The organism is Nocardioides sp. NPDC092400 (assembly GCF_040684155.1).
Classification (GTDB): Bacteria; Actinomycetota; Actinomycetes; order Propionibacteriales; family Nocardioidaceae; genus Nocardioides.
Window position 1 is genome coordinate 152,170 of sequence record NZ_JBFBFJ010000005.1, and the last position, 12,438, is coordinate 164,607.

The 12,438-nt window shown below is 71.8% G+C and carries 15 protein-coding genes; all 15 read right to left on the reverse strand.

The window, feature by feature from the left end:
• Positions 1–2: 2 nt before the first annotated feature.
• Positions 3–932, reverse strand: coding sequence for a F0F1 ATP synthase subunit gamma (locus AB0N29_RS16240; RefSeq protein ID WP_302267407.1), 930 nt, complete (start codon positions 930–932; stop codon positions 3–5).
• A gap of 3 nt (positions 933–935) precedes the next feature.
• Positions 936–2,573 (reverse strand): F0F1 ATP synthase subunit alpha, encoded by a 1,638-nt coding sequence (gene atpA / locus AB0N29_RS16245; RefSeq protein WP_302267408.1) that lies wholly within the window; start codon positions 2,571–2,573, stop codon positions 936–938.
• 44 nt (positions 2,574–2,617) lie between these two features.
• Positions 2,618–3,436, reverse strand: a complete 819-nt coding sequence (locus AB0N29_RS16250) for a F0F1 ATP synthase subunit delta (RefSeq protein WP_364868282.1) — start codon at positions 3,434–3,436, stop codon at positions 2,618–2,620.
• Between the two features lie 13 nt (positions 3,437–3,449).
• Positions 3,450–4,016, reverse strand: coding sequence for a F0F1 ATP synthase subunit B (locus AB0N29_RS16255; protein ID WP_302267410.1), 567 nt, complete (start codon positions 4,014–4,016; stop codon positions 3,450–3,452).
• A 37-nt stretch (positions 4,017–4,053) separates the two neighbouring features.
• A complete protein-coding gene (atpE, locus tag AB0N29_RS16260) occupies positions 4,054–4,260 on the reverse strand; it encodes an ATP synthase F0 subunit C (RefSeq protein WP_300953539.1) in 207 nt (68 codons plus the stop codon).
• Positions 4,261–4,368: 108 nt separating this feature from the next.
• Positions 4,369–5,190: a F0F1 ATP synthase subunit A gene (gene atpB / locus AB0N29_RS16265; RefSeq protein ID WP_364868285.1), complete on the reverse strand. Its 822-nt coding sequence runs from the start codon at positions 5,188–5,190 to the stop codon at positions 4,369–4,371.
• A 10-nt stretch (positions 5,191–5,200) separates the two neighbouring features.
• The gene (locus AB0N29_RS16270; protein ID WP_302267411.1) at positions 5,201–5,455 is read right to left on the reverse strand and encodes an AtpZ/AtpI family protein; all 255 of its coding nucleotides are present in this window, start codon (positions 5,453–5,455) and stop codon (positions 5,201–5,203) included.
• 30 nt (positions 5,456–5,485) lie between these two features.
• Positions 5,486–6,016 carry a hypothetical protein gene (locus AB0N29_RS16275; RefSeq protein WP_364868287.1) on the reverse strand — a complete coding sequence of 177 codons (531 nt, stop codon included), beginning with the start codon at positions 6,014–6,016 and terminating at the stop codon, positions 5,486–5,488.
• A 67-nt stretch (positions 6,017–6,083) separates the two neighbouring features.
• Positions 6,084–7,241: an MraY family glycosyltransferase gene (locus AB0N29_RS16280; RefSeq protein ID WP_302267413.1), complete on the reverse strand. Its 1,158-nt coding sequence runs from the start codon at positions 7,239–7,241 to the stop codon at positions 6,084–6,086.
• Positions 7,241–7,912 carry an L-threonylcarbamoyladenylate synthase gene (locus tag AB0N29_RS16285; RefSeq protein ID WP_364868290.1) on the reverse strand — a complete coding sequence of 224 codons (672 nt, stop codon included), beginning with the start codon at positions 7,910–7,912 and terminating at the stop codon, positions 7,241–7,243. The genes AB0N29_RS16280 and AB0N29_RS16285 overlap by 1 nt, the downstream gene beginning before the upstream one ends.
• Before the next feature lie 4 nt (positions 7,913–7,916).
• A complete protein-coding gene (prmC, locus tag AB0N29_RS16290; protein WP_364868292.1) occupies positions 7,917–8,798 on the reverse strand; it encodes a peptide chain release factor N(5)-glutamine methyltransferase in 882 nt (293 codons plus the stop codon).
• A complete protein-coding gene (gene prfA, locus AB0N29_RS16295) occupies positions 8,795–9,868 on the reverse strand; it encodes a peptide chain release factor 1 (protein ID WP_364868294.1) in 1,074 nt (357 codons plus the stop codon). Before prfA ends, prmC begins: the two co-directional genes overlap by 4 nt.
• A 111-nt stretch (positions 9,869–9,979) precedes the next feature.
• Positions 9,980–10,195 carry a 50S ribosomal protein L31 gene (gene rpmE / locus AB0N29_RS16300; protein WP_302267417.1) on the reverse strand — a complete coding sequence of 72 codons (216 nt, stop codon included), beginning with the start codon at positions 10,193–10,195 and terminating at the stop codon, positions 9,980–9,982.
• 164 nt (positions 10,196–10,359) lie between these two features.
• Positions 10,360–11,967: an ATP-binding protein gene (locus tag AB0N29_RS16305; RefSeq protein ID WP_364868297.1), complete on the reverse strand. Its 1,608-nt coding sequence runs from the start codon at positions 11,965–11,967 to the stop codon at positions 10,360–10,362.
• A 41-nt stretch (positions 11,968–12,008) separates the two neighbouring features.
• A complete protein-coding gene (locus tag AB0N29_RS16310) occupies positions 12,009–12,380 on the reverse strand; it encodes a response regulator (RefSeq protein WP_302267419.1) in 372 nt (123 codons plus the stop codon).
• Positions 12,381–12,438 lie beyond the last annotated feature (58 nt).

Sequence of the window (12,438 nt, forward strand, 5' to 3'; positions counted from 1 at the left end):
TCTCACTCACTCCCGGAGTTCGCGTCGGCGAGTGCGTTGACGCCACCGACGATCTCGCTGATTTCCTGGGTAATACCGGCCTGGCGGGCCTGGTTGGCGATGCGCGTGTACTTCTTGATCAGCTCGTCGGCGTTGTCGGTCGCGGACTTCATCGCCTTCTGGCGCGCGGCCAGCTCCGAGGCCGCGGCCTGGAGCAGCGCGAAGAAGATCCGGCTCTGGACGTACTGCGGCAGCAGCCCGTCGAGGACCGCCTCTGCCGACGGCTCGAACTCGTAGAGCGGGAGCACGTCGGACGCGCCGGGCTTCTCGCCCTGCACGCTCTCCTCGGCCTCGACGACCTCGAGCGGCAGCAGCCGCACGGCCGTCGGCTCCTGGGTGAGCATCGAGCGGAAGCGCGTGTAGACGAGGTGGACCTCGTCCACGTCGCCGTCCTCACCCTGCTCCTTGAGGAACGACTCGATCAGCGCGGCACCGATCTCGGCGGCCACGTCGTACGACGGCTGGTCGGAGAAGCCCGTCCACGCCTGCACGATCGGGCGCTGGCGGAACTTGTAGTACGCCTCGCCCTTCCGGCCGCAGATGTAGGTGTCGATCTCCTTGCCCTCGGCACGCAGCTTCTCCGCGAGCCGCTCGGCCTCCTTGAGCACGCTCGAGGAGTAGGCACCGGCGAGGCCCCGGTCGCTGGTCACGATCAGCACGGCCGCCCGCTTGGGGTTCTCCTCCTCGCGGGTCAGCGGGTGGTCGACGTTCGAGAACGTCGCCACCGCCGACACCGCACGGGTCAGCTCACGGGCGTACGGCGCTGCCGCCTGCGCCCGCTGCTGCGCCTTGATGATCCGGGACGCAGCGATGAGCTCCATGGCGCGCGTGATCTTCTTCATCGACTCCGTCGACTTGATCCGCGCGCGGTACTCACGCAGCGATACGGCCATGCGTCAGCCCCGCTTCTGCTTGACGATCTGCTCCTGGTCCTCGTCCTCGAGCGCCTCGGCCGCAGCCTCGTGGCCGACCTTGATCGACCCGCCCTCGGAGGTCTCGAACTGGTCGAGGAAGGAGGTGTAGGCGCCCTCGACCGCGGAGGCCGTGTCGTCCTCGAACTTCAGGGACTCACGGATCGCGCTGAGGATGCCCTCGTGGGAGCGGCGCAGGTAGTCGAGGAACTCGCGCTCGAAGCGCAGCACGTCGTCGACCGGGACGCGGTCGAGGCGACCGGTCGTGCCGAGCCACAGGGAGACGGTCATCTCCTCGACCGGGTACGGCGAGTAGGCCGGCTGCTTGAGCAGCGCCATCAGGCGCTGGCCGCGGTCGAGCTGCTGGCGCGAGGCCGCGTCGAGGTCGGAGGCGAACATCGCGAACGCCTCCATCGCGCGGAACTGCGCGAGGTCGACCTTGAGCGAGCCGGTGACGGCCTTGAGCGCCTTGGTCATCGCCGCACCACCCACGCGGGAGACCGAGACGCCGACGTCGATCGCCGGGCGCTGGTTCGCGGCGAAGAGGTCCGACTGCAGGAAGATCTGGCCGTCGGTGATGGAGATGACGTTGGTCGGGATGAACGCCGACACGTCGTTGGCCTTGGTCTCCACCATCGGAAGACCCGTCATCGAGCCGGCACCGAGGTCGTCGGAGAGCTTGGCGCAGCGCTCGAGCAGGCGGCTGTGCAGGTAGAACACGTCACCCGGGTAGGCCTCGCGGCCCGGCGGCCGGCGCAGCAGAAGCGACACGGCGCGGTAGGCCTCGGCCTGCTTGGTCAGGTCGTCGAAGACGATGAGGACGTGCTTGCCGTCGTACATCCAGTGCTGGCCGATGGCCGAGCCGGTGTACGGAGCGAGGTACTTGAAGCCCGCGCTGTCCGACGCCGGCGACGCGACGATCGTGGTGTACTCCAGCGCGCCGGCCTCCTCGAGGGCGCCACGCACGGAGGCGATGGTCGAGCCCTTCTGGCCGACGGCGACGTAGATGCAGCGGACCTGCTTGCTCGGGTCGCCGGTCTCCCAGTACTGCTTCTGGTTGATGATCGTGTCGATCGCGACCGTGGTCTTGCCGGTCGCGCGGTCGCCGATGATCAGCTGGCGCTGGCCGCGGCCGATCGGGGTCAGCGAGTCGATCGCCTTGATGCCGGTGGCGAGCGGCTCGTGCACCGACTTGCGCTGCATCACCGAGGGCGCCTGCAGCTCGAGGGCGCGGCGGCCCGAGGTCTCGATGTCGCCGAGGCCGTCGATCGGGTTGCCCAGCGGGTCCACGACGCGGCCGAGGTAGCCCTCGCCGACGGGGACCGAGAGGACCTCGCCGGTCCGGCGGACCGTCTGGCCCTCCTCGATCTTGTCGAAGTCACCGAGGATGACGACGCCGATCTCGCGGGCGTCGAGGTTCAGGGCGAGGCCCAGGGTGCCGTCCTCGAACTGCAGCAGCTCGTTGGCCATGGCCGACGGGAGCCCGCTGACGCGCGCGATGCCGTCGCCGGCCTCCGCCACGAGGCCGACCTCTTCGCGGCTGGCCGCCTCGGGCTGGTAGTCGGCGACGTACTTCTGCAGCGCGTCGCGGATCTCCTCCGGACGGATGGAGAGCTCCGTCATCTCGGTTCCTTCTCTCTTGTCTCTTCGTGAAGTGCGGGGGTGGGTCAGCCGGCGAGTCGACGACGGGCGTCGTCGAGCCGGCTGGACACGGTGCCGTCGATGACGTCGTCACCGATCTCGACGCGGATCCCGCCGAGGACCGCGGGGTCCACGAGCAGGTTGAGGTGCACGGGCCGTCCGTACTGCTGGTGGAGCGCCGCGGCGAGCCGGTCGCGCTCACCGTCGGTCAGGTCGCGGGCCACACGGACCGTGGCCACGCGCTGGCCGTGGGCCTCGGCCGCCACCTTCTGGTACTCCGCGAGCGCAGCGCCCACCGTGCGGTGGGTGCCGGCCAGCGACTGGATGGCCAGTGCGACCGTCGCGGGGAGGGCCTTGCCCTCCAGCAGCGACCGCACGAGCCCGGCCTTGGCCTCCAGCGTACGCGCCGGGTCCGACAGCGCGTCCCGCAGCGCGGGGTTGTCCTTGACCGTCTGGGCGAAGGAGAACAGCTCGTCGGAGAGGCGACCGGCCTGGTCGCCGGCCGAGCGGACGGCAGCGACGACGCCGAGGTGCTCGAGCGCGTTCGGCAGGTCACCGGTGGAGATCCACCGGCGCGAGACCGCGGCGCGGACGACCACCAGGGTCGCGTCGGACACCTTGCCCCCGAGGACCTGCCCGACGAGGCCGGTCTTGGCCTCTGCCGGGAGGGACACGTCGGTGAGGAACCGGCGCAGGGCGCCCTCGGACCGCAGGGTCTGCGACACCGAGAACAGGTCGCCGGCGACGACTGCCGCGGACTCCGAGGAGCCCGAGACAGCACCACCGAGCTCGTCGACGAGCGCGGCCAGCGACTCTGCCGAGGCGCCGCGGAACGAGGCGGACATCAGTGCTCCCCCATCAGTTCCGGCCCGGCGTGCCGGCCTCGAGGTCGGCGAGGAAGCGGTCGACGACGCGGCGCTGGCGGTCGTCGTCGTCGAGGGACTCCCCGACGATGCGGCCGGCCAGCGAGGTCGCGAGGGTGCCGACCTCGGCGCGGAGCGAGGTGACCGCCTGCTGGCGCTCCGCCTCGATCTGGGCCTTGCCGTGCTCGACGATGCGGGTGGACTCGGCCTGGGCCTGCTCCCGCATCTCGGCGATGATCGCCGCCCCCTGCTCGCGCGCCTCCTCGCGGATCCGCGCAGCCTCGTGCCGGGCGTCGCCGAGCTGCTTCTCGAGCTCGGCGAGCTTGGCGTCGGCCTCCGCCTGCTTGGTCTCGGCCGCGGCGAGGCCGCCCTCGATCGCCTTGGTGCGCTCGGCGTAGGTCGTCTCGAACGCCGGCACGACGAACTTCTTCACGAGGAAGAAGAGGATCGCGAAGACGACGAGCGACAGGACGAGCTCGATCGGGTGCGGGATGAGCGGGTTGAGCTCGTGCTCCTCCCCCTCGGCGGCCCTCACCACCATGGAGGTCACAAGTGCTTGCATGCCAGGTCCTTCCGGGTCCTACAGGCGGAGGGCGTGATCAGCTGAGGACGAACGCGAGGGCGATGCCGATGATGGCGAGCGCCTCGGCGAGAGCGAAGCCGAGGATCGCGATCGACTGCAGGCGGCTCTGGGCCTCCGGCTGACGGGCCACGCCGGCGATGTAGGCCGCGAAGATCAGACCGATACCGATACCGGGGCCGATGGCCGCGAGGCCGTAGCCGATCATGTTGAGCGAGCCGTTCAGAGTGCCTTCCACGGCAATCTTCCTTTCGGTGTGTTCCTGCTACTAACTCGGGTGGTGCTGGTCAGGGGTGCTGCTGGCTGAGCGAGGTGCGTGCGGCGGGGCCGCTGCTCAGTGCTCGTCCGCGATCGCGCCACTGATGTACATGGCGTTGAGCAGGACGAAGACGTAGGCCTGGAGGAACTGGATCAGGATCTCCAGGAAGGCGACCGCGATGAAGAGCAGCCACGCGATGATGCCGACCGGGGCGTACTGGATCGCCATCTCGGTCACGAGGTACTCGCCGCCGAGAGCGAAGAGGATCAGCAGCAGGTGGCCGGCGAACATGTTCGCGAAGAGTCGCAGCGCCAGGGTGACCGGGCGGACCAGGATGTTGGACATGAACTCGAGCGGCACGAGCAGGATCAGCATCGGGCCGCCGATGCCGGCCGGGACCGACTGCAGCTTGAAGTAGCCGACGAAGCCGTGCTTGCGGATGCCGGCGACGTTGTAGACGACCCAGCTGAGCAGGGCCAGCGAGTAGACCATCCCGGAACGGGAGAACGTCGGGAACTGCAGGAGCGGAATCGACGCGAAGAGGTTGTTCAGCAGGATGAAGAAGAACAACGAGAAGAGGTACGGCGTGTACTTCTGGAAGTCGTGGCTGCCGATGATGTCGCGGCTGAGGGAGTTGCGGACGAAGCCGTACGCCTCCTCGCCCACGAACTGCAGCTTCCCGGGCACCATCGCGCGCTTGGCCGAGGCGACCTTGAAGAAAGCGAAGACCAGGAAGGCCGCCAGGACCAGCTGGAGCATCGGCTTCGTGACACCGAGCACCGCCTCCTGACCGAGGAAGTCCATCGTCGAGCCGCCGCCGATGGCGGGGAGGTCGAAGTCGGCCGGTCCGGGCGGGGTGAACCCGTCTGCGGAACGCACCACGGCTGCGACGTTCACCAGTTCTCCTCTACTTGTCGTGCGACTGCTCGTGCGGCTGGTCGTCCGGCCGGGCACGGTTGAAACGAGCGAAGGTCATGTAGATCCCGAGCGTGGCACCGATCAGGATGCCGACAGCAACGAGGAAGGTCGTGCCGAGCCACCGGTCTGCGAGCCACCCCAGGACGCCGTACACCGCGACGCCCGAGACCATGTAGCCGAAGGCGTGCCACGGATCGCCCTTCGGGCCGTCCTGAGGAACAGCTGGTTGGTCCTGCTGACTCATGGCGCCCCGGACGATAGCAGGGTCGGGAGGTCATCGATCACACCCGGGCTGCGAGGTGGTCAGGGTGGCCTCACCCGGGGCCTCCTCGGCGGCGCCGGCGCCCGTGGCACCGTCGCCCGCGGAGAGGTCGTAGACCGGGATCCGCACCCTGGACGCGAGCGCCACCTGGACGAAGGTCCAGGCCAGCGCGCCGCAGATGACGGCCCCCGCGAGCCACCCCCGCGACAGCGTGTCGTCGACCGCGCCCGAGGCGTCGAGCGCCGAGAGCACGACCAGGACGACCAGCAGCTGCAGGGCGTAGGTCAGCAGCGCCACGACCAGCGAGGCCGCGGGCAGCAGCCCGGCGACGGCGTGCACCGTCGCGGAGCCGAAGGCGAAGACGACGACCACCAGCGCGCTGCCGACGAGAGCGCCGTACGCCGCGGGGCTGCCGTCGACCAGGGCGCCCACCGCCGCGGCGGCGAGGCCGGCGACGACGGTCCCGAGCGCGGCCCCGAGGAGCACCGCAGTCCCACCGTCACGGCGGGTCCTCGCGGTCTCGCGCGGTGTCTCGGTCGTCATCTCGGCGGCCGTTCTGGGAGGGGTTCGTCGCGGTCGTCAGCGGCCCGGGGGCCGCTCGTGAAAACTATCACAAGGTCTCCGGCGAGGGCTCATCGAGCACCTCCAGGACCTGGGGCTTGCGCAGCACCGGGAGCACGAACGTGAGCACCACCGTGACGAGCGCGAGCGCCCCGACCGCGAGCCACACCCACACCCCGGTGTAGAGGCTCGCGAGCACCGTGGCGAAGGCGATCAGGGCCGCCCACAGCCACATGATCATCACCGCGCGCCGCTGGGAGTGGCCGATCTCGAGCAGCCGGTGGTGCAGGTGCTGCTTGTCCGGGGCGAACGGCGAGCGTCCGGCCCGGGTGCGCCGGACCACGGCCATCACCAGGTCCAGCAGCGGGACCAGCAGGATCGAGACGGGCAGCAGGACCGGCAGCAGCGTCGGCAGCAGGCTCGCCTGCGTGCCCGAGGCGCCGCGGGAGATCTCGGTGCCGGAGAACTGGCCGGTGAGCGTCACCGCGCTCGCCGAGAGCACCAGCCCGATCAGCATGGAGCCGGAGTCACCCATGAACAGCCGCGCGGGGTGGAAGTTGTGCACCAGGAAGCCCAGGCACACCCCGGCGAGCGCCACGCTGAGCAGCGCCGCGGTCGTCGCGCGCGGGGCGTCGTTGAGGCGGGTGAGCTGGTAGCAGAAGACGAAGAACGCGATCGCGCCGATGCCGACCACGCCGGCGGCCAGGCCGTCGAGACCGTCGACGAAGTTCACCGCGTTGACGGTGGCGACGACGACGAACCCGGTCAGCAGCGCGCCCTGGGAGGGGTCCAGGGAGAAGATGTCGCCGTTGGTGAGCGGGAAGAAGACGTACTGGATCCCGAAGGCGATGAGGAACCCGGCCGCCAGGACCTGTCCCCCGAGCTTGGTGAGCGCGTCGAGCTCGAAGATGTCGTCGAGCACGCCCACCGCGCAGATCAGCGCGCCGGCGATGAGCACGACCCCCGCGTCGCGGAACACGAACGGCCCGCTGAGGGAGAGGAACGGCAGCTCCCGGGCGACGAGGTACGCCGCCACCAGCCCGCCGAGCATCGCCAGCCCGCCGAGGTAGGGGATCGGCTCGTCGTGCACGTCGCGGTCGCGCACGGCGGCCACGGCGCCCGTCCGGATCGCGATCTCCCGCGCCACGACGGTGAGCAGGTAGGTCACCGTCGCGGCCACGAGGAAGACGAGGAGGTACTCCCGCACTACGTGGTCGCCCGGCCCTCGTCGGTCAGCGTCGCCCCGAGCGGCTCGAGGACCTCGTTCAGCGCCTCGAGCGAGAGGGCGCCGCGGCGCAGGACCCGGCCCTGGTCGCCGGTGCAGTCGACGATCGTGGAGGCCTCGCCGCCGGGCGACTCCCCCGCGTCGACGAGCACGGCGACCTCGTCGCCGAGCATCTCCTCGGCCTGGTCGGCGTCGGTCGCGGCCGGCATGCCGGAGAGGTTCGCCGAGGAGACCGCCAGCGGGCCGGTCCGCTCCAGGACCTCCAGGGCCACCGGGTGGTCGGGCATGCGCACCGCCACCGTGCCCCGGGTGTCGCCGAGGTCCCACTGCAGCGAGGTCTGCTGGTGGCAGACCACGGTCAGGGGCCCGGGCCAGAACCGCTCGACCAGCGCCCGGGCGTACCCGGGCACCCGCACGGCGAGCGCGTCGAGCGTCGTCGGGGAGCTGACGAGGACGGGCGGCGGCATGTCGCGGCCGCGGCCCTTGGCGTCGAGCAGGTCGCGGACGGCGGCGGGGTCGAAGGCGTCGGCGGCGATGCCGTAGACGGTGTCGGTCGGGAGCACGACGAGCTCGCCGCGCTGGACCGCCAGCGTCGCAGCCTCGACGGCGGCCTCGCGGGCCTCCTCGGTGTCGGTCGGGTAGCGCTCGCTCACCCGGTCATCGTGCCAGCCGCGCCGTCAGGAAGCGCGGCCGACCTGCCAGGTCGAGGTGGTCGCGGACCTCGGTCCACCGGCCGGTCGCGGTGAAGACCGCCGGGGCGAGGTCGCCCTGCGCGTCGGCGTGCTCCGCCCCGACCACTCCCCCGGGCCGCAGCAGCAGCGCGGCGCGCCGCTCGAGGACCCGCATCGCGTCGAGCCCGTCGTCGCCGGAGAACAGCGCCAGGTGCGGGTCGTGGTCCCGCGCCTCGGGCGCGACCGACTCCCAGGCGTCCAGCGGGATGTACGGCGGGTTGCAGGTGATCACGTCCACCTCGCCGGCCAGGTCGTCGAAGGCGGTCGCCAGGTCGCCCTGGCGCAGGTCGACCCCGGTGCCGGCCAGGTTGCGGACCGCCCAGCGGTGCGCGGGCTCGTCCAGCTCCACCGCGTGCACCACCGCCTGCGGCACCTCGTGGGCCACCGCCTTCGCGATCGCGCCGGAGCCCGTGCAGAGGTCGACCACGACCGGTGTCCGGCCCTCCTCGACCAGCGCGGTGGCCCGGTCGACGGCCCACCCGGCGAGCAGCTCGGTCTCCGGCCGCGGCACGAAGACGCCCGGGCCGACCGCGAGCTCGACGTGGCGGAACCACGCGGACCCGGTGAGGTGCTGCAGCGGCTCGCGCGCCGCACGCCGCGCGACGAGCGCGGCGTACTGCTCGAGGTGGGCGGGGCCGACCTGGTCGACCAGCACCAGCCGGCCGCGGGTGGTGCCCAGGACGTGGGCGAGCAGCTCGGCCGCGTCGTGGTCGGGGCTGGCGACCCCGGCCTCGCGCAGCCGCGCGGTCGCCTCGGCCAGCACGGTGCGGCGCGCGGCCGGCGTGGCCGGCGTGCCCGGCGCGGTCACTGCTCGAGCGCCTCGAGCCGGCCGGCGAGGTCGGCGTCGAGGCAGGAGGCGAGCACCGGCTGCAGGTCCCCGTCGAGCACCTGGTCGAGGTTGTAGGCCTTGTAGCCGGTGCGGTGGTCGGAGATCCGGTTCTCCGGGAAGTTGTAGGTGCGGATCCGCTCGGAGCGGTCGACCGTGCGCACCTGGCTGCGCCGAGCGTCGCTCGCCTCGGCGTCGGCGGCCTCCTGCGCGGCGGCGAGCAGCCGCGCGCGCAGGATGCGCATGGCCTGCTCCTTGTTCTGCAGCTGGCTCTTCTCGTTCTGGCAGGACACCACGATGCCGGTCGGCAGGTGGGTGATCCGCACGGCCGAGTCGGTCGTGTTGACGCTCTGGCCGCCGGGACCGCTCGAGCGGAAGACGTCGATGCGCAGGTCGTTCTCGTCGACCGTGACGTCGACCTGCTCGGCCTCGGGCAGCACCAGCACGCCGGCGGCGCTGGTGTGCACCCGGCCCTGGGACTCGGTCACCGGGACCCGCTGGACGCGGTGGACACCGCCCTCGAACTTCAGCAGGCCGTACGGCGCCTCGCCGGGCTCGGGGGTCCCCTTGGCCTTGACGGCCACGGTCACCGACTTGTAGCCGCCCAGGTCGGACTCGGTGGCGTCGAGCAGCTCGACCTTCCAGCCGCGCGTCTCGGCGTAGCGGGTGTACATCCGCAGCAGGTCGCCGGCGAACAGCGCCGACTCCTCGCCGCCCTCGCCGGACTTCAGCTCGAGGATCGCGTCCTTGTCGTCGGCCGGGTCCCGGGGCACGAGCAGCCGGCGCAGGCGCTCCTCCGCGGCGGCCAGGCGCGGGACCAGCGCCTCGGCCTCCTCGGCGAACGTCGGGTCCTCGGCGGCCAGCTCGCGGGCGGCCCCGAGGTCGTCCTCGAGCCCCTGCCAGTCCCGCCACGCCCCGATCACCGAGGAGAGCTGGGCGTAGCGCTGGTTGAGCCGCTTCGCGAGCCGTGCGTCCGCGTGGGTCTCCGGGGCGGCGAGCTGCTGCTCGAGCGCGCTGTGCTCGACGAGCATGCCTTCGACGGCCTCGAACATCGGCGCTCCTCGCAGGTCCTGGGACGGTGGCCGGGACGGGTGGCTGGGGGTGACGGACAAATGACGAGCGCCGGCCCCCGCCATGCGGCAGGGACCGGCGCTCGGTGACAGCTACTTCTTGGCTGCCTTGGCGTAGCGGGCCTCGAAGCGGGCGACGCGGCCGCCGGTGTCGAGGATCTTCTGCTTGCCGGTGTAGAACGGGTGGCACTGCGAGCAGACGTCCGAGCGGATCTGGCCGGACGAGACGGTGCTGCGAGTCGTGAACTCGGCGCCGCAGGTGCAGGTCACCTGGGTTTCGACGTACTCGGGGTGGATGTCCTTCTTCATGGTGTCCTCTCAGTCGCCGGGTCGTCCGCCGCGCCCTGCGGCCGGGACGTGAACCGGAACCAGCACGGAATTGTGCCACCGGTACGAACGCCGGCCCAATCGTGGTTGTTCCCCGGTGGCCGGCCCGTGCCGCCCACCGGACACCACCGGCCTCGTGCCGTGCGTCACGCCTGCTGCGCGCCGGCCTCGAGCTCGGCGGGAGCCGGTGCGGGCGGCACGCGATCGCCCTGGAGACGGAGCACGACGACCACCGTCGTGCCGGCACCCTCCTCGGACTCGAAGAGCACCTCGCCCTGGTGCTTGTCGATGATGGTCTGCACGATCCGCACCCCGAGGCCGGTGCCGGCGATCTCGTTGAAGACGGCGTTGGACGCGCGGAAGAAGCGCGTGCCGAGGCGGTCGAGCTCGGCGGCCGGGATGCCGATGCCGTGGTCGGTCACCGCCACCCGCACCGTCCCCATCGACGCGGTCACCTCGACCTCGACCGGGTCGCCGTCCTTGCTGAACTTCACCGCGTTGCTGAGGATGTTGAGGAACGCCCGGTTGAGCATTGCCCGGTCGGCGAGGACCGGCAGCGGGTCACCGGGGGCGGTCACCTCGACGCGGATGCCGCGGCGTGCGGCGGTGATCCGTACGTCGGTCACCGCGTCGCGCACGACCTGGTCGAGGTCGACCTGCTCGAGGTCGGTCCCCCGGTTCTCGGCCTTGGACAGCGTGAGCAGGTCGTCGATGAGCGTCTTGAGCCGGGTGACGTTGCGCCGCGTGGCCTCGAGCATGCGCTCGTGGCGGGGCGCCATGTCGTCCTCGAACTCCTCGGCGACCATCTCCAGGTACCCGCTGATGGTCGTCAGCGGGGTCCGCAGCTCGTGGGAGACGTTGGAGACGAAGTCGTCGCGCGCGGTGTCGAGCGCCCGCAGCTCGGACTGGATCCGCGTCTCGACGGCCCGGGCCCGGGCCTGCTGCTCGACCAGGTCGTTGAGCGCCACGGCGACCGCCCGCACCTCGCGCGGGCCGGCAACCGCGGCGTGCACGTCGGGCTCCGAGCGCGAGATCCGCTGCACGGTGGACTCGATCGCCAGCAGCGGCTCGGACAGCTCGCGCTCGAGCCGGCGCCGGGCGCGCCCGACGAGGAACCAGCCGAGCAGGCCCAGGGCGACGACCGCGACGATCGTGCCCCGGAAGCGCCACTGCGCGTCCGAGCTGGCCTCGCGCTGACGACGGTCGAACTCCGCGTGCGTGGCCAGGTGGGCCTCACGCACCTCGTCGAAGAGGCGCTGGCCGCGGGTGTAGCGCGCCCGCTGGAAGGTGCCCGGCCCGCCGGGCGCCTCGACCCGCGGCTCGGCGTACTGCGTCAGCCAGGCGTCGGCGGCGTCCTGCTGGCGCGTGACCAGCAGCTCGAGCCCCGCGTCGCCGCGGGCGAACTCGCGCACCCGCTGCTCGTGCCCGGGAAAGCGCTGGAGGGCCTGCTCGTAGTCCGCGAGGGCGCCCTGGTCGCCGCTGCGGGCGTAGGCCCCGACGGCGGCGTCCATGTCGGTGAGGTCCTGCAGGACGTCCTCGTTGGCGCTGGCCGCTGGCAGCAGCTCGTCGGTCAGGTGGTCGACGGCCTGGGTGGAGGCGAGCACACCGGCCACGCAGATCGCCGCCATCAGGGCGAGCAGCAGGCCCAGGCGCAGGAGCACCGGCGCCAGCAGCCGCGCCACGGGCCGCCCGCCGGCGGGAGCCGGGGCGGCGGGCGCACCGGTGGCGGGACGGCCACGCTGGGCGGTCGTCATCGAGCGCTCATCGAGCGGTCACCGGGACGGGACGTCCGGTGTCACTGGGCCCGGGCGAGGAGCGCCTCGACCCGGGAGGCGAGCTCGCGCGGGCTGAACGGCTTGGTGATGTAGTCGTCGGCGCCGGAATCGAACCCGGTCTCCACGTCGGACTCCTGCGCGCGGGCGGTCAGCAGGATCACCGGCAGGTCGGCGAGCGCGGGGTCGGCGCGGATGACGCGGATCGCGTCGAGGCCGGAGAAGCCCGGCATCATCACGTCGAGGACCGCGAGGTCGGGACGCTCGGCCTGGCAGGCCTCCACGGCCGCGGCGCCGTCGGCGACGGCCACGATGTCGTGACCCAGCGTCGAGAGCTTGAACTCGACCAGCTCCCGGATGTCGACGTCGTCGTCAGCGACCAGGATGCGTGCCACGGTCCTGCCCTCCCTGGTTCGTCGGGCAGCCGGGCTGCCGCTTCGTCGGTGCCGAGTC

Excerpts from the sequence above, each read along its gene's own strand:
- AB0N29_RS16255 (WP_302267410.1), bottom strand. The coding sequence starts at position 4,016 with ATGCAAGCACTTGTGACCTCCATGGTGGTGAGGGCCGCCGAGGGGGAG.
- AB0N29_RS16240 (WP_302267407.1), bottom strand. The coding sequence starts at position 932 with ATGGCCGTATCGCTGCGTGAGTACCGCGCGCGGATCAAGTCGACGGAG.
- AB0N29_RS16305 (WP_364868297.1), bottom strand. The coding sequence starts at position 11,967 with ATGACGACCGCCCAGCGTGGCCGTCCCGCCACCGGTGCGCCCGCCGCC.
- rpmE (WP_302267417.1), bottom strand. The coding sequence starts at position 10,195 with ATGAAGAAGGACATCCACCCCGAGTACGTCGAAACCCAGGTGACCTGC.
- AB0N29_RS16250 (WP_364868282.1), bottom strand. The coding sequence starts at position 3,436 with ATGTCCGCCTCGTTCCGCGGCGCCTCGGCAGAGTCGCTGGCCGCGCTC.
- atpA (WP_302267408.1), bottom strand. The coding sequence starts at position 2,573 with ATGACGGAGCTCTCCATCCGTCCGGAGGAGATCCGCGACGCGCTGCAG.
- AB0N29_RS16275 (WP_364868287.1), bottom strand. The coding sequence starts at position 6,016 with ATGACGACCGAGACACCGCGCGAGACCGCGAGGACCCGCCGTGACGGT.
- AB0N29_RS16270 (WP_302267411.1), bottom strand. The coding sequence starts at position 5,455 with ATGAGTCAGCAGGACCAACCAGCTGTTCCTCAGGACGGCCCGAAGGGC.
- prfA (WP_364868294.1), bottom strand. The coding sequence starts at position 9,868 with ATGTTCGAGGCCGTCGAAGGCATGCTCGTCGAGCACAGCGCGCTCGAG.